Here is a 17,070-nt window from a genome sequence, read left to right as displayed (position 1 = left end):
TCTTAGGGTGCATCGGAAACGGGGCCAAGCCTTAAGTTTTGGCGGAACGGAGACCGGTGAACATGGATATTTTCGCAAGAATACAGGAAGACAGGGGACAATTCTCGCAGTCGGAGCGGCGGATTGCCGATATTCTGGTTTCGGACTTCGAATTCGCCGTCAATGCCTCGATCATCGAGCTTGCGGCCCGCGCCGAAGTGTCGCCGCCGACCGTGACGCGGTTTTGCCGTCGGCTGGGGTGCCAGAGCTTTTCGGATTTCAAGGTCAGCCTCGCCAAGACGGCCTATGTGGGTATCCGATACCTCACCTCCGAACCCTCCAGCACCGGTCCCTCGGATGTGGCGGAAGAGGTGCTCGCCAAGGCGCAGGAAGCGCTTTTCCTGCTGCACAGGACGCTCGATCCCGCCCTTGCAGATGAAGCGGCGATCAGGATCGCCAATAGCGGCATGATCTATGCTTTCGGCGCAGGCGGCAATTCCTCGATGATCGCTTCGGAAATCCAGAACCGGCTGTTCCGCCTGGGCCTGCGCGTTTCGACCAGTGCCGATCACAGCATGCAGCTGATGATGACGGCTGCGGCGCGCAAGGAAGACGTCATCATCGGTTCGTCCTTTTCCGGCCGCAACATGGAACTGGTGAAATGTTTCAGGCTGGCGCGGGAAATGGGGGTCACCACCATCGCGCTCACCCAGAGCGACACGCCTGTTGCCGCGGCCGCCGACATGGTGGTGGCCGTCAATGTGCCCGAGGGAAACAATATCTTCCGCCCCACCTCATCGCGCTACGCCTATCTGGCCGCCGTCGATGTTCTGGCGACGCTTGCTGCCTATCATCAACGGCAACGATCGATGGTGACGTTACGTCACATCAAGCAGCAGCTCGTGGAACATCGTGACCCGGATGACAAGCAATTGCTCGGTGACTGAGGCGGGCTGACGAAAAATACAGGCTGCTTTGCCTGAGACCCGCTTTGTGGCGGGTCGGAAAGCTTCAAGGGAGTTGTAGGAGATGAAGGACAGGAAAGACCAGCTCGCCGTCGTTACCGGCGCGGCAGGTGATATTGGCCGGGCAATTGCCACGGCGCTCGCTGAAAGCCATGCAAAGGTCGTGTTGGTCGATATCGACCCCGGCGCCCTTTCGAGCGCGCTATCCCTGCTTTCCAGTCCCCGCTTCGTTGCGAAAACCTGCGATGTCACCGATCCGCAGGACCTTGCGAGGCTGGCCGCCGAGGTTGCGGAGCTGGGCGATGTTGTAACCCTCGTCAACAATGCAGGCGCCGCAAGAGCGGTCAGCCTGCACGACACGACCGCCGATATATGGCGCAGGGACAATGCCCTCAATCTGGAAGCGCCGTTTCTCTGCTTCAGGGCTTTCGAGGAGGCGTTGAAGCGGACCCAGGGGTCGGTGGTCAATATCACGTCCGTCAACGGCATGGCGGTCTTCGGCCACCCGGCTTATAGCGCCGCAAAGGCCGGGCTGATCCATCTGACCAGGTTGATCGCTGTGGAATATGGCAAATTCGGCATCCGTTCCAATGCCGTTGCGCCGGGCACCGTGCGCACCCAGGCATGGGAGGCGCGGGCCGCCGCCAATCCTCAGGTCTTCGAAGAGGCGAAGCACTGGTATCCGCTGCAACGCATCGTGCGGCCCGAAGATGTGGCCAACGCCGTCGCCTTTCTGGCCGGCCCGCAGGCGGAGGCGATCAGCGGCGTGTGCCTGCCGGTCGATTGCGGACTGACGGCGGGGCAGGCGCCGCTGGCCCGGACCTTCTCGCAATCCGAACATTACTGACCGAAGCCCTCCTGAGGGCTCAATGCGCAATAGAGGGGAGCATCATGGCGCTCGCACATTATCGTCTCGAAAATTCCTGGCATCCGCTCAAAGATTCCGCCTCGGGCGGTTTCACCTTTACTCTGGTCAATCTTTCCCGCGAGCCGCTGAAGGATTTTCGCATCGTCTACACGTCGTTGACGCGGACGGTAGACAACCCCGCTTGCGACAATGCCGTTTATCTGCGCCGCAACGCCAATTTCCATGAGTTTGCACCCCCGGCGGGCTTCGTGCTCGAGCCGGGGAAATCCTGGCGCTTCACCGTCGATGGCCTGCTGCGGCCGGCCCGACATCGCACGGATGGCGCGAAATCCGCCTATCTCAGCCTTGCCGATGGAACGCATCGCGCCGTCGATGTCGGTGACCTGATGCTGGATGGGCGTCACAGCGAGCCGGCACCGGTGCTGCTTCCCGAAGGCAAGCTCGATCTGCCCTTTTCCATCCAGCCCTGGCCCGCTGAAATCGATGCCGAACCGGGCGAAGGTTTTCCCGTCGCGCTCTTCCCGGCGGAAGATGCGCGTGCAGAAGAAGTGCTTGCGGTGGAAACCGTGCTTTCGCTGTTCCGTCGGCTCTTTGCCGTCGGGCACGTGCCCTTCAGCCTTGCGCCGGTTCATGAGGGAAAACCGCTTCGTTTCAAGCGGCATAGCGGGCTGGAAGCGGAAGGTTATCGCCTCACTTTCTCAAAAGAAGCGGTGGTTGTGGAATATTCGGCCGCTGCCGGTCTGCAATATGGCCTGACGGTTCTGGCGCAGCTGCTGCATGGCGCGCGCATCGATCCCCAATTCCGCTTCCCGGCCTCCGGCACCATCAGCGATGCGCCGCGTTATAGCTGGCGCGGCTGCCATCTCGATGTCTCGCGGCAATTCTATCCGACAGGCGATATGCTGCGGCTCATCGATATTCTCGCATGGCTGCGCATGAACCGCTTCCATTGGCACCTGACGGATGACGAGGCATGGCGGCTCGAAATCAAGGCCTATCCGCTGCTGACCACCGTTGGCGCCACGCGCGGTCCGGATGCGCCGCTTCTGCCGCAGCTCGGTAACGGGGCTGAGCCGGTCTCCGGCTATTACACGCAGGATGAGGTGCGCATGGTCGTCGCGCATGCGGCAGCATTGAACGTCGAAATCGTGCCGGAAGTCGATATTCCCGGCCACAGCACGGCGGCTCTCGTGGCCTATCCGGAGCTGACGGATGGGCAGGAGGCGCCGGACAGCTACCGCTCTGTGCAGGGATACCCGAACAATGCGCTCAACCCGGCCATCGAGCCGACCTATGAATTCCTCGGCAAGATATTCGACGAGATGGTGGAGCTGTTCCCGTCGCGGCTGATCCATATTGGCGGCGATGAGGTTGCGGATGGGTCGTGGCTGGCCTCGCCGCTTGCCAAGGCGCTGATGGAAAAGGAAGGACTCGACGGCACCTTTGGCATCCAGTCCTATTTCATGAAGCGCATTCAGGCGATGCTGCATGAGCGCGGCCGCCAGCTTGCCGGCTGGGACGAGGTTTCCCATGGCGGCGGTGTCGATCCCGCCGGAACGTTGCTGATGGCGTGGCAGAAGCCGGAAGTCGGGCTTGAGCTTGCAAAGCAGGGCTATGACGTGGTGATGACGCCGGGTCAGGCCTATTATCTCGACATGGTGCAGGATGAAGCATGGCAGGAGCCGGGCGCAAGCTGGGCCGGCACTGTTCCGCCTTCGCATACTTATGCCTATGAGGCCGTCGGCGAATTTCCCGAGGAGTTGAAGGAGCGGATGAAGGGCGTTCAGGCCTGCATCTGGTCCGAACATTTCCTCAATCGCGCCTATTTCAACCATCTGGTTTTCCCCCGTCTGCCGGCGATTGCCGAGGCGGCGTGGACGCCAAAGGCGCAAAAGGACTGGCTGCGTTTTGCGGCCATCGTCCCCTTGAACCCGGTTTATTGAGGGGAAACCGACATGCGTATTGCCGTGGGTGGAATTCATACCGAATGCAGCACCTATTCGCCGGTGCTGATGGGCGAGCAGGACTTCCGCGTCTTTCGCGGCGCGGAACTGCTGGAGGCCGAGTATTTCAATTTCCTCGGCGGGGGCGGGGCGGACGTGTTGCCGCTTCTGCATGCGCGGGCGGTGCCGGGCGGACCGGTTTCGCGCGCGGCCTATGAGGCGTTCAAGGCGGAGTTTCTCGAACGCCTTAAGGCCTGCCTGCCGCTGGACGGGCTTTATCTCGCCATGCACGGCGCGATGAATGTCGAAGGTATGGACGATGCGGAAGGTGACTGGATTTCAAGCGCCCGCGCTGTCGTCGGGCCGGATGTCGTGGTCTCTGCGAGCTATGATCTGCATGGCAATGTCAGCCAGACGATCATCGATCAGCTCGACATATTTGCCGGCTATCGAACTGCGCCGCATATCGATGTGCGCGAGACGATGGTGCGGGCGTGGACGATGTTGCTGAAGGCCCTGAAGACGGGCGAAAAGCCCGGCGTCGCTTGGGCGAAAATCCCCGTTCTGCTGCCGGGGGAGAAGACCTCCACGGAAGACGAACCCACCAAAAGCCTTTATGCCGTTCTGCCGGATCACGATGCGCGGCCCGGCATTTGGGATGCGAATTTCATGATCGGCTACGTCTGGGCGGACGAACCCCGGGCGACGGCCTGCGCCGTGGTGACGGGAACGGACAAAGCGGCCGCACAGGCTGTCGCGACCGAGATCGCGCAATCCTACTGGGATGCCCGGCAGGATTTTCGTTTCGGCCCCGTGACCGAGCCGCTTGAGGCCATTCTGGATATCGCCGAGAACACGGCAACGCGACCGATCATCTTGGCCGACTCTGGCGATAACCCGACCGGCGGCGGGGTTGGCGATCGCGCCGATGTTCTGGTCGCACTGATTGCGCGCAACTGGCAGGGTGCGCTGCTGGGCGGCATCACCGACAGGCCGGCGGTCGAAGCCTGTTTTGCGGCCGGCGAAGGTGCTGCGCTTTCCCTGAAGATCGGCGGCAGTCTCGATCCGCAGAGCCCGTCCGTGACCGTCGAGGCCCGCGTTGTGAAACTGGACGATCCAGGTGCTGCTGACCAGCGGCAGGCAGTGGTCGCCATCGGCGGCATCACGGTCATTCTGGCGGCGCGGCGCAGGCCTTATCACATGATTTCCGATTTCACCCGTCTCGGCTTTAATCCGAAGGAGGTGCGGCTGCTGGTCGTCAAGTCCGGTTATCTTTCACCGGAGCTTGCGCCTATCGCCAATCCCAACCTCATGGCGCTGACGGAAGGGGTCATCAATCAGGATATCGAAAACCTTTCCAATCGCCGCCGGGACGGCGATTTTTACCCATGGAAGCCGCATTTCGATTATACCCCTCAGCCCATCCTTTCGGCCCGCTGGCGATGACAGCGGTTCGGTAGCTTTTACCCAGCGATCCGGCGGTGCCGGATCATCTCAGGCGAATATCCATGCCGTCGGCTCTTTCCATCGTCATCAACAATCCGTCGATCCGCATCGGGGCGCTCGCCATCCTGTTCTTCGGGTTTTCGAATGCGGCGACCGCTCCCTATCAGGCGGTCATCGGTATTCGCGAAATCGGGCTGAGCAACAGCGTCTATTCGCTGCTGATGCTGTTTGCCGCCGTCATTAATGTCAGCGCCAGCGTGTTGATGGGCATCGTCGCAGACAGGCTGGGTGAATATCGCAAGCCAATGCTCTATATCGCGCTCTTCGGTGTCAGCGGTTATCTGCTGGTCTATCTGGCCGGCAACGCCACCGCCTTCGTTGCCGCGAAGCTTGTGCTTCTGCCGATTTTCGGAGCGATGAATTCGTTGATCTTCGCCCATGTGCGCGCCGATGCGCGCAACCTTTCGACGGGTGAAATGATCGCGGTGAATTCGATCATGCGGGCAACCATCTCGCTTTCCTGGGTGCTGGTGCCGGGCATTGTCGGTGTTTTTCTGGTGAATTCCGGCAATATGCTGATGGCATTCCTGTTTTCGGGCATCTGCGCGCTTGTCTGCTTTCTGCTCGTTGCCTTCTGCCTGCCGCGGGCCGCCACGCCGGCATCGGCAAATACCGAAGCGCGGTTCGGCCTGCGTGCCTCGCTTGCGGAAATCGGATCGCGGCGGGTGCTGCTCCGGATCATCGCCATCGCGCTCATCTGCTCGATGCTGCATCTCAACGATTCCGTGCGCTCGCTCATCATAACCGGACAGGCGAGGGGCACGGTGGCGGATATCGGCATTGTTGCGGGTATCGTCGCTGCGCTGGAAATCGTCTTCATTCTCCTGTGGGGCTGGATCGAGAAGAAGGTTCCGCAGACGCTGACACTTGCGGCGGGAGCGGGGCTTTACGCCATCTATCTCATTCTGCAGGGGCTTGCTTCAGCGCCGTGGCATATCTACGCCCAAACGGTCATCAGTGCGCTGGGCGCGGCCGCGATCATCAGCATTCCAATTACCTATCTGCAGGAACTGATCGCGGACCGGCCGGGACTCGGAAGCTCGCTGATTGCGGTCAATATCTTCCTCGGCGCTGGTCTGGGCGCGTTGATTTTTGCCGTTGGAACCCTGGTCTCCAGCTATTCGGGGACTTCCATATTGGGGGCGATCGTAGGGCTCGGCGGCGTTTATATGCTTTACGCGCTTGATGGAAAGGGCCGCCGCAGGTAACGGCCACCAAATGAAAGAGGTTACGATGATTCTCGAAATTTGCGTGGACGATGTCGCCGGTCTGGAAGCGGCGGTCAGCGGCGGGGCTGATCGGATTGAGCTCTGCGCGGCGCTTTCGGGCGGCGGTGTGACGCCGTCGGCGGGTTTCATGCAGCGCGCGGCATCCTGTGGGTTGCCGGTGAGCGTCATGATCAGGCCGCGCGCCGGCGATTTCGTGTTCACGCGCGACGAAGCGGATGTGATGAAACGCGATATTGATGCGGCAAGGGCGGCCGGTCTTTCCGGCGTGGTACTCGGCGCATCGCGTGGCGATGGTTCACTCGATATTGGCTTGCTTGAAGAATTGTGCAGTCATGCCGATGGGCTGGATGTGACGCTGCATCGCGCTTTCGATGTCGTGCCTGACATGGACGAGGCGCTGGAAGCCGCCATCGCATTGGGGTTCCCAAGAATTCTCACCTCAGGCGGCGCGCGTTCGGCGCTTGAGGGGATTGAGGCTTTGGCCCACCTGTCCGAGATGGCGGCAGGCCGGATCGTCCTCATGCCCGGTGCCGGCGTGCGTCCGCAGAGCGTTCAGACCTTGCTGGATCGCTTTCCGATCACGGAAATCCACGCATCCTGTTCCGCCGTTCCATCCTTTGATCCCGACAGCAGGGTGGCGAAGCTCGGTTTCACGGGCGCAGGGCGCAAGGTTACCGATGAGGCGGCGGTTCGGGAGTTGAAGACGATCCTCACCGCTCATCGTAAAGATGGCGCAGCGCTTTAGCCGTTCCGGCCGCGCCATCGAGATCGAGCGTGATCGTGCCGGGTGCCGGCAAGGACAATGCCGCCTTGATGGCATCGGCCATCGCTTGCGCCGAAATATCCTTCTCCTCCAGCACATGCGCCAGCCCCAGCCGCGCCAGCCGTTCGGCGCGGGCGCTCTGTTCGGTTTCGCCTCCGGCTGCGAAGGGGATCAGAAGCGAGCGGCATTTTGCCTGAAGAATATCGCAGACGGTGTTGTAACCGGCCTGTGAAATCGAAAGCCGTGCGCCGGCGAGCAAACTTGCGAAATCCTTGCGGAAACGGAAGACGGACACATTCCCCGCCGCCCGCGCCGAGATCGCATCGAAATCCGCCTGCGGCATGTTGGGACCGGTCACGAGGCACCAGTTCTTGATGCCATCCAGCAGGGGGGCAGCCTCGAGAGCCGCCCGGACAAGTGCGGCACCGACTGCGCCGCCACCTGCGGAAACCACGATATCGAATTTTTCCGCCGGTTCCGGCGGCGGAAGGGGGGCGACGAGGCCGGTATAGAGGATGCGCTGGCTGATCTCGCCTGCGAGGGGAAACGTGTCTTCCAGCCGGGCGAAATCCGGATCGCCATGGACGAGCACCGCATCGAAATGTTTCTTCACCAGCGACACGGTCTCTTCGTCCCGGCCCGGTTTGGTCTTTTCCTGCAAGATATCGCGCAGCGACGCCATGACGAGCGGGCGCGGTTCGCTGTCTTCTATCTCATCGAGAAGCGGCAACAATTCGAAACGCACCTGCCTGCGACCGAAGGGGAAGGCCTCGATGATAACGATATCGGGTTTTGCGCCGTGATAGGCGCCGATCAGCATGTCGGTTCTAAGCTTCTTGAAGTCGTCATCCACCGGTTTGCCGGAACTGTCGACCAGGCCGGCAAAGCTGCCGTCGCTGACGGCGATGGGCGGCAATTCGACATGGCGGATGCCCTCGCCCGGAAAGCCCGGAACCGGGGTGCCGCCCGTGACCAGCACGACATCGAAACCGTTCGCCTGAAGGGCGTTGGCAATGCGGCTGGCGCGGGCGATATGGCCGATGCCGAGAAGGTGCTGGACGTAGAAGAAGACGCAGGGGCGTTTTTCCGTATCGGTCATGGCGTTTTTTCCCACTCGGTCTCGAACAGGGCCTTCAGCTCGACAATGCTGGTGCGGTGGTCGAAGGCGGTGCGCACACGGTTTTCGGCGGCACTGCCAAGACGCTGGCGCAATTGCGGATCGGTGATGGTTGTGCGCAGGGCCTCTGCGAAGGCTGCCGGATTTTCCGGTTCCGTCAGCAGGCCGTTTTCACCGCTGACGAAGAACTCCGGAATGCCGGAAATATTGGTGGAGATGCAGGTCAGCGCCTGGCTCGCGGCCTCGACCAGCACATTTGGCAGGCCGTCGCGGTCGCCATCGCTGGTGATGCGGCAGGCAAGGGCGAAGAGGTCCGCTTCCCGGTAGTTCTCCAGCACCTGCTTCTGGTCCATGGCGCCGGTCCAGACGATCCTGTCGGCGACGCCGAGTTCGTCTGCAAGTTTCTTCAGGGAGGCCAGTTCATCGCCGCCGCCGATATGGGTGAAGCGCCAATGGATATCCTGCGGCAGCGAGGCGAGCGCGCGCAGGAGAATATCGATGCCCTTTTTCTTGACCGCCCGGCCGACGCTCAAAATCCTGACCGGATCATCGGCATCTGAACCGTCTCTTGCCGGTCGTGGCGTGTCGAAATGCGGGAAACGGGTGAGATCGAGGCCATGATAACTCAGATGCACATTCTGCCTGGCCCCGGAAAGGGTCTGCAGATGCTGGAAGCCGCCGGCAGTGCAGGTCACGGCCCAGCGGGCGCTTTGCAGCTTGGCGGCAAGGTCGCGGTCGTTCGAAGTCCAGATATCCTTTGCGTGTGCCGAGATCGTCCAGGGCGTGCCGGTGATGAGGTGGGTATAGGAGGCGACCGAGGCGGGCGTGTGGATGAAATGGACATGCAGCCATTCGGCATCCGCCGGCCATTCATGCGCGAGCACCGCAGCCTGCCCGAAACGGCGGAAGCGATTGCGGCTGAGATCATGCGGCAGGTCGTTGAAAAACCGGCGGAGCGCTTTGGTGAAGCCCGGCTTCCTGCGGCAGGCCCAAAGCGCCTTCAAAACCCGCAACGGCTCCTCGTGCAGATATTCCGGCAGATATGTGACGGGCGCGCGGATTTCATCGTGAACGGGATGGCGCTTCTTGTCCGTCGGCCGGCGCATCGACATGAGTTCGAGTTTAAGCCCGGCCTTTTCCAGTCCCAAAAGCTCCTGGGCGATGAAAGTCTCGGACAGGCGCGGATAGCCCTTGAGGAGCACCACGATTTTTTTTGTATCGGTCACGTTGCGCGTGTCTCTTTTGAAGCGGTGTTTGTTGGGGAACCGGTCACGCGGTCAGCGTGATCGGCGCCTTGTCGCCCTCGGGCGGCAGCCATTCGGCTATCCGGCGCGATATGTTTTCCAGACCGTCCAGCTTCAACCCGCGCGCATTGACGGAAGGCGGTGCGCGGTTCGGCAGCGCTTTCAGAGCAGCCGCCATTTTTGCCGGGTTTTCGGCATCTTCCGGCAGAAGCATGTCGAAAAGGCCAAGTTCCGAGGCGCGGCTGGCGCGGATAAGCTGCTCTTCGCGCGGCACCGTGCGCGGCACGACGAGGGCGGGTTTGTCGAAGGACAATATCTCGCAGACGGTATTGTATCCGCCCATGGAGACGACGGCCTGTGCGCCGGCGACGAGGTCTTCCATGCGGTTGTCGAATTCGATGATCTCGATATGCGGAATATCGGCAACGCTGCTCATGAAGCGCTGGCGTTGATCCGCCGGCATATAGGGGCCGAGCACCACCAGCGCCTTGTGCGTCAGTTCGCTGTCATGGCGATAGGCGTTGATGACGTCGTCGATCAATTCGCTGCCATCGCCGCCGCCGCCGGTGGTGACGAGAAGGTAATCGCCTTCCGGCCGATGCGATACGGTTTCGGCCTGCGTCTTGGATCTCTGCAGGAAACCGACGAAATCCATCTTGTCGCGAACGGTGTGCGGAACGTCGAGCCCTGTCAGCGGATCGTGGAAATCGGGTGGGCCGTAAATCCAGACATGGTCATAGAATTGGCCGATCTTGGTCATGACATTGTTGCGCTTCCACTCCGCTTCGAGCAGCTGCGGTGCATCCATGACGTCGCGCAGGCCGATGACGAGCTTGGTGCCCTGTCCCTTGAGATAGGCGAGCGTTTCCTCCACCTCGCCGCGCAGGCCCATGGGCTCCTTGTCGACGATGAAGATATCCGGCTGGAAGCTTTCGGCCGTGTGGTAGATGATGGAGCGGCGCATCTTCAAGGTTTCCTGAAGATCGATATGCCTGTCCATGGACGTATATTCGCCATTGCGGAGCTTGATGACGCTCGGGATTTTTACGAAATCGACGCGGGCGCGGTAATCGAAAGCGCCGGCAATCGTCGCGCCTGAAATGATGAGGACGTTGAGGCCGCGATAATCCTCCACCAGAGCATGCGCGATGGTGCGACACCGCCGCAGATGCCCGAGCCCGAAGGAATCGTGGCTGTACATGAGTATACGCGCGTCGTTCAAACGGGAGGTCATGGGCCACACCTCTTTTTGCCTTTCACAAAAAAGGCGATGGCGGAAGGGCAGTTTATCAAAGGGTGTTCCATTTTATCTGAAGGGATCCGCAGCATCACGTAGTCCGTCGCCGAAGAAATTAAAGGCCAGAATGACGAGAACGACCGGGATCGTCGGGATGAGAAGCCATGGATATAGCGCAATGACGCTGACGCTGCGCGCCTCCGTGAGCAGAATTCCCCAACTTGTGATCGGCGGCCTGAGACCGAGGCCGAGGAAGCTCAGTGCGGTTTCGCCGAGAATCATGCCCGGTATCGTCAGCGTTGCCGAGGCGATCAAGTGCGACATGAAGCCGGGAATAAGGTGTCTGCCGATGATGCGCGGCGTGCTGGCACCCATTAATTGTGCAGACAAAACATAGTCTTCTTCGCGAAGGGCCAGAAGTTTCGAGCGCACGGCGCGCGCAAGGCCCGTCCAGTCCAGCATGCCGAGAATGATGGTGATGCCGAGATAGACGAGGATGGGGCTCCAGGTCACCGGCATGATCGCCGCAAGCGCCAGCCAGAGCGGAATGCTCGGGATGGATTGCAGCACTTCGATGATGCGCTGGACAATCAGATCGAATGTGCCGCCGCGATAACCCGCCAGACCGCCGATCACAATGCCGAGAACGAAGCTCATGGCGACGCCGAGAAGGCCGATGGTCAGCGAAATGCGCGCGCCATAGATGATGCGGGACAGCACGTCACGGCCGAGACGATCCGTGCCGAGCAGGAACAATTCACCGCCCTCCGCCGGGCAGACGAGATGGGTTCTGCCCTCGAACATGCCCCAGAAGCGATAGGTATCGCCCTTGCAGAAGAAACGCAGTGGCTGGATATCCGTCGGCACATCCCGGTAGACGCGTCTCAGATTATCCATGTCGAGCGTCATTTCCCGGCCATAAACGAAGGGGCCGACAAATTTGCCGTCATTGAACAGGTGAATAGCCTGCGGTGGGGCGTAGATATGCTCGATATTGCGGGTGTGGAGATTATAGGGTGCGAGGAATTCGCAGATCAGGATCGAAAGATAAAGCACCACCAGAAAGGCGCCGGACCACACCGCGATCTTGTGCTGGCGGAACTGCCACCACATGAGGCGGAGCTGTGAGGCCTTGCTGAAGGCCGCCATTCCTGACGTGTTGGGTTCGATCAGCGACGGGTCGAAGGGCGCGGTCGAGACATAGTGGGGCAGCGCTTCGCCGGGGTTCGGAATGGATGAAGTCATTTGACGTTACCACCTCCGAAGCGGATTCGCGGATCGAGTATGGCAAGGGCGATATCCGACACCAGAACGCCGATCACCGTCAGGAATGCGAGGAACATCAGGAATGAGCCGGCCAGATACATGTCCTGGCTCTGCAACGCCCTGATGAGCATGGGACCGGTGGTTTCGAGCGACAGGACGACAGCGGTGATTTCCGCGCCGGAGATGATGGCGGGCAGGATCGAGCCGATGTCCGAGATGAAGAAATTCAGCGCCATGCGCAGCGGATATTTGGTGAGCACCTTGAAGGGGTGCAGCCCCTTGGCGCGGGCGGTGACCACATATTGTTTCTGCAATTCATCGAGCAGATTGGCGCGCAGACGACGGATCATGCCGGCGGTGCCCGCCGTTCCGATGATGAGGACGGGGATCCAGATATGTTCGAGGATCGACTTGAACTTCGCCCAGCTCATCGCCTGGTTCAGATATTCCCGATCCATCAAATGGCCGATGGAGATGCCGAACCAGATATTGGCGAAATACATCAGGATCAGCGCCAGCATGAAGTTGGGAATGGCGATGCCGAGCAGGCCGAGGAAGGTGAGCCCGTAATCGCCCCAGCTGTATTTATGCGTGGCGGAGTAGATGCCGATCGGGAAGGCGAGGAGCCATGTGACGATGATGGTGACGAAGGAGACCAGAACCGTCAGCCACAGGCGGTCTCCCACCACATCGCTGACCGGCAGCTGGTATTCGAAGGAATAACCGAAATCGCCGACCAGCATGCCGGTTGCCCAGCGGAAATAGCGGATCGGGGCCGGCTGGTCGAAACCGTAGCGGACACGCAGCTCCTCGATTTCGGCAAGGTTCGCCGTCTCGCCCATGGCGCGCAGCTCGGCGACATAGCTTTCGAAATAATCGCCCGGCGGCAATTCGATGATGGTGAAGACCAGCATCGAGATCAGGATCAGTGTCGGGATCATGACGAGGATGCGCTTTAAAATATACCGCAGCATATCAGGCGTCTCCGTCATACCAGAAGCTATCCGGCATATAGACGCCGAGATAGGATGTGGGCTCGTAGCCGAAAAGCGCCTTGTCCGGCACGTTTCGCATGCGTTTGACATGAACGACGGGTTGCAGCGCGCCGTTGACGATGCCGATGGAAAACACCTGCTGCGTATAAATACCCAGCATTTCCAGCCAGATGGCTTCGCGCTCCTGTTCGGTGACGCTTCTGCGCCATTTTTTCAGGAGATCGAGCAGATGCGCCGCCTCCGGCAGATCGGGCTCCTTGCCCTCGCGGCCGCCGGAAAGATAATGTACGCCCCAGACCGGCCATTGCAGTTGGTCATCGCCGGTGGGGGCGAGGCCGGAAGGCAGCATGTCCGGCGTCGGCACACCGTTATCCATGCCCATCCATACCGACATCAGCACCTCGCCGCCCATGGCGCGCTTGCGGAAGACATCGCGCTGGGTGGGACGGACGGAAACGGCAATGCCGATATGCCGCCAGTGATCCGTCACCAGTTCCATCACGTCGGTTTCAAGCGTGCTTTCGCCTGTCGTTTCGACGATGATATAGGCCGGGCGGCCATCCGGCAGGAGCCGAAGGCCGGCATTGTCGCGCTTGTCGAGACCGGCTTCGTCAAGCAGCCTGTTGGCCGCCGCCCGGTCGAAGGCGCTCCATGCGTCCGCAAATTCCTGCCGGTAAAGCGGGCTTTCCGGCAGAACGGTATCGGCGCTTTCCTTTGCCAGCCCGTAAAAGCAGACCATGTTGATTTCGTGCCGGTTTATCGCGAGCGACAGCGCCCGGCGCACACGCACGTCCTGAAAAGCGCTGCGCCAGATCGGGTCGGCACAATTGAGGTTGGGCAGCAGCGCGATGCGTGAACCCTGAGAGCGCTTGTAGAGGTTCACCTTCAGGGGAAAGCGCTTTTCGGCATCCTTCAGAAAGGTGTAATCGGCGAAATCGAGGCCGAAATATTGCAGATCGCTATCGCCGGACGCCGTCTTGGCCGAGATGATGTCGGACGAAGTGACGTTGAGCAGGAAACGATCGAGATAGGGCAGTTGCAGGCCGTTTTCGTCGACCCGATGATAATAGGGGTTACGCTCGAAGACGAATTGTTCGGCTGGCGGCGCGGTGGTGTTGCGCCAGGCATCCAGCGTCGGCAGATCGGGATTTTCGGGCCGCACCTGCCGCGACATCTTGATATGCAGCCCGCTCCAGTCATCCGTCTTGTTTTTCTTTATCAGCTTGGCGAGCTTTTCCGCCGTCTGATATTTGACGTGGAACTGTTTCATGTAGGCGGCGGGCAGGAACAGCCGGGCCGGTGAGGCCGCTGCGAGCTTCGCCAGAAAATCCGGGTTCGGACCGTCCCAGGTGTAGCGCACCGTCAGCCGGTCGATGACTTCGATAAGCGGCGGCTTGCTGTTGACCAGAAGTTCGATCGGCGGGCCGCCCTTGTGGATTTCCCTGTTGAGGGCGACGTCCTCCCAGAAATAGCGGAAATCCTCAGAGGTGAAGTCGCTGCCGTCGGACCATTTGTGGCCTTCGCGCAGCTTGAAGGTGAAGATGCGTTCTTCCTGAACGTCGTAGCTTTCGAGAATATCCGGATGAAGCTCGAATTTTTCGTCATAGCCGACAAGGCGGGCATAGCTGCTGATCGGCATCAGGCGAATGTCGCGCTGGCCGCCAATGAGCATACGCACCGAGCCGCCATGTTTTCCCGGCTCGCGGCCAAGCGCTTTCATGTCGATGACGCGCGGGTTTTTCGGCAGGCGTTCGGCCACGTCGGGCAATTCGCCCTTTTCCCGTTTTTCCTTGAAATAAGCGGGGTCGGTATAGCCGGCCCGCGCATAGGCCGGCAGGAAGACGGAGGCCAAGAGGGCAAGGGTGGTGCGACGCGTGATCAAGGGCGAAGCTCCCGGATATCGGCATTGCCGTTTGCAAGCACGAAATGGCCTTCGCCGAGATCGGCGGAAATCATGTCGCCATCACCCTCGTCGCGGAACTGTTTGCCCCAGTCGAATTTGCCCGTCGCGCTGATCTTGCCGATGGTGCGGAAATCGAGCGGACGGTCGAGATCCGGGAAAGGCACGGCCGCCAGCAGGGATTTCGTATAGGGATGAACCGGAGAGCGCATCAGGATTTCCCGTGGCGCCAGCTCCACGATACGACCCTCGCACATCACGGCCACGCGGTCGGCCATATAGTCCACCACCGCCAGATTATGCGAAATGAAGAGATAGGTTAGCCCGAGATCCTGCTGCAAATCCTTCAGCAGATTGAGGATTTGCGCCTGCACGGAGACATCGAGGGCGGAAACGGGTTCGTCGCAGATGAGAAGTTCGGGACCGAGCGCCAATGCCCTGGCGATGCCGATACGCTGCCTCTGTCCGCCCGAGAAACTGTGCGGGTAACGGTTGAGCGCGCTTTCTCCGAGCCCAATGGCCCTGACGAGATTGCGCACTTTCTCCGCGCGGTATTTCGCATTGCCCCGTCCGTGGATTTCCAGCGGCTCGCTCAGGATGTTGCCCACGGTCATGCGTGGAGACAGCGACGATATCGGGTCCTGGAAGACCATCTGTATCTTCGACCGCAGCTCTTTCAGGTCTCCGTCCCTGGCATTGAGGACATCAATGTCGCCCTCAGGCCGGTGAAAGGTCACCGAGCCTTCATCCGGGCGAACGGCGCGCATGAGGATTTTGCTGACGGTGGTTTTGCCGCTGCCGCTTTCACCCACCAGCCCGAGGCATTCTCCGCGGCGAATTTCAAAACTGACGCTGTTGACCGCTTTGGTGGCGTTGGCGTCGCCTTTGCGGAACCAGCTGGACTTCCGGGTCGTGAACGTCTTGCTGATATTGTCCACGGTCAGAAGCGGGCCGGGGGTCTTGTTCACCGCGGCGTTTTTTTTGCCGACGAGGCTTTCGTGGTCAATGTTGATTTCGCGAAGCGCCTTCAGCCTTTCGCCGGGCTTCATGTCGAAATGCGGCACGGCGGCCATCAGGCCCTTGAGATAGGGGTGGCTTGGTGACTTGAAAATGTCGTCGACCGTACCGGCCTCCATGATCTCGCCCTGATAGATCACCGCGACCTCGTCGGCGATATTGGCTACCACGCCGAGATCGTGGGTGATGAGCAGCATGCTCATGTTCAGGCGGCTCTGCAGATCGCGCAGCAGCTTGAGGATTTGCGCCTGTATGGTCACATCCAGCGCCGTCGTCGGCTCGTCGGCGATCAGAAGTGCGGGACGACAGATCAGCGCCATGGCGATCATGGCGCGCTGGCGCATGCCGCCCGACAGCTCGAAGGGATACATGTTCACGACCTTCTTGGGTTTGGAAAACCCTACAAGGTCGAGCGTTTCATGCATTTTTTCCGCACGTTCGGCCGGTGACAGGATGCTGTGAATCCTGAGCGCCTCGTCGATCTGGTTGCCGATGGTGTGCAGCGGCGAGAAAGACGTCATCGGCTCCTGAAAAATCAGGCCGATGCGATTTCCGCGTATCGAACGGATTTCCCGGCCGTCCTTCGGCAATTGCAGCAGATCGACGGGGCCGGCTGCGGCATTTTCCGGATCGGTGAACAGCACGCGGCCATTCACACGCGCCGTCTTGGGATGGATGCCCATGATGGTCTGGCCGATGACGGATTTTCCGGAGCCGGACTCGCCGACGAGAGCAGTGACTTTTCCCGGAAGAATACGAAGGCTCGCGCCCCTGACGGCATCGATGGTACCACCCATGAGAGAAAACGAGACCCGCAGATTTTCAATACGGAGCAAATCTGCGCCTGCGCTCATGCCAAAGGGTTCCTTGCCGTCTCTTTATCGTTGCCTTGTGACAATTTGCTCAGGAGGGCTTAAATCCACGTTATCGCAGGGTTTGTTGTCTGTCTATGCCTCTGAAACATCGAATTGTTTAGCGAATTCAAAGCCGGCTTCCGAAACACGACGGCTTGCCTGACGCTTTTTGTTTGGCGATATGTTA

Annotated in this window: 13 protein-coding genes; 6 read left to right on the top strand and 7 right to left on the bottom strand. The window is 60.4% G+C overall.

The genetic code is table 11. The features are described 5' to 3' along the window. The first annotated feature begins 62 nt into the window (after positions 1 to 62). The 6 genes from ACQZ60_RS21245 (at position 63) to ACQZ60_RS21220 (ending at position 7,235) form a co-directional block, all read left to right on the top strand. Positions 63 to 926 carry a MurR/RpiR family transcriptional regulator gene (locus ACQZ60_RS21245; RefSeq protein WP_003504906.1) on the top strand — a complete coding sequence of 288 codons (864 nt, stop codon included), beginning with the start codon at positions 63 to 65 and terminating at the stop codon, positions 924 to 926. An 82-nt stretch (positions 927 to 1,008) separates the two neighbouring features. Continuing rightward, entirely contained in the window at positions 1,009 to 1,791 is a 783-nt protein-coding gene (locus ACQZ60_RS21240; protein ID WP_448736088.1) for an SDR family oxidoreductase, read from the top strand. A 44-nt stretch (positions 1,792 to 1,835) separates the two neighbouring features. After that, entirely contained in the window at positions 1,836 to 3,755 is a 1,920-nt protein-coding gene (locus tag ACQZ60_RS21235; RefSeq protein ID WP_448736087.1) for a beta-N-acetylhexosaminidase, read from the top strand. 12 nt (positions 3,756 to 3,767) lie between these two features. Beyond that, the gene (locus ACQZ60_RS21230; RefSeq protein ID WP_020808525.1) at positions 3,768 to 5,201 is read left to right on the top strand and encodes a M81 family metallopeptidase; all 1,434 of its coding nucleotides are present in this window, start codon (positions 3,768 to 3,770) and stop codon (positions 5,199 to 5,201) included. Positions 5,202 to 5,263: 62 nt separating this feature from the next. Next, complete coding sequence (locus ACQZ60_RS21225; RefSeq protein WP_080856809.1) at positions 5,264 to 6,469, top strand: MFS transporter; 1,206 nt, start codon at positions 5,264 to 5,266, stop codon at positions 6,467 to 6,469. Between the two features lie 25 nt (positions 6,470 to 6,494). Then, entirely contained in the window at positions 6,495 to 7,235 is a 741-nt protein-coding gene (locus ACQZ60_RS21220; RefSeq protein WP_448736086.1) for a copper homeostasis protein CutC, read from the top strand. On the opposite strand, the gene ACQZ60_RS21215 is transcribed toward ACQZ60_RS21220, so the two are convergent. The 7 genes from ACQZ60_RS21215 to ACQZ60_RS21185 all read right to left on the bottom strand — a co-directional run bounded on the left by ACQZ60_RS21215 (position 7,201) and on the right by ACQZ60_RS21185 (position 16,883). Then, entirely contained in the window at positions 7,201 to 8,352 is a 1,152-nt protein-coding gene (locus ACQZ60_RS21215; protein WP_448736085.1) for a glycosyltransferase family protein, read from the bottom strand. The two genes, ACQZ60_RS21220 and ACQZ60_RS21215, sit on opposite strands and share 35 nt — an antisense overlap. Continuing rightward, entirely contained in the window at positions 8,349 to 9,596 is a 1,248-nt protein-coding gene (locus ACQZ60_RS21210; protein ID WP_448736084.1) for a glycosyltransferase family 4 protein, read from the bottom strand. The genes ACQZ60_RS21215 and ACQZ60_RS21210 overlap by 4 nt, the downstream gene beginning before the upstream one ends. Before the next feature lie 43 nt (positions 9,597 to 9,639). Further along, positions 9,640 to 10,848 (bottom strand): glycosyltransferase family protein, encoded by a 1,209-nt coding sequence (locus ACQZ60_RS21205; protein ID WP_080853049.1) that lies wholly within the window; start codon positions 10,846 to 10,848, stop codon positions 9,640 to 9,642. Positions 10,849 to 10,920: 72 nt separating this feature from the next. Continuing rightward, positions 10,921 to 12,096, bottom strand: coding sequence for an ABC transporter permease (locus tag ACQZ60_RS21200; protein WP_142779796.1), 1,176 nt, complete (start codon positions 12,094 to 12,096; stop codon positions 10,921 to 10,923). Further along, positions 12,093 to 13,091, bottom strand: a complete 999-nt coding sequence (locus ACQZ60_RS21195; protein WP_059759955.1) for an ABC transporter permease — start codon at positions 13,089 to 13,091, stop codon at positions 12,093 to 12,095. The genes ACQZ60_RS21200 and ACQZ60_RS21195 overlap by 4 nt, the downstream gene beginning before the upstream one ends. Position 13,092: 1 nt before the next feature. Next, positions 13,093 to 14,994 (bottom strand): ABC transporter substrate-binding protein, encoded by a 1,902-nt coding sequence (locus ACQZ60_RS21190; RefSeq protein WP_142779795.1) that lies wholly within the window; start codon positions 14,992 to 14,994, stop codon positions 13,093 to 13,095. Continuing rightward, positions 14,991 to 16,883 (bottom strand): ABC transporter ATP-binding protein, encoded by a 1,893-nt coding sequence (locus ACQZ60_RS21185; RefSeq protein ID WP_031233340.1) that lies wholly within the window; start codon positions 16,881 to 16,883, stop codon positions 14,991 to 14,993. Before ACQZ60_RS21185 ends, ACQZ60_RS21190 begins: the two co-directional genes overlap by 4 nt. Positions 16,884 to 17,070: the final 187 nt, after the last annotated feature.

This window comes from Agrobacterium sp. 22-223-1 (assembly GCF_053522385.1).
The sequence above is the reverse complement of the archived record's forward strand: the minus strand, read 5'-3'. Positions and strand labels throughout refer to the sequence as shown.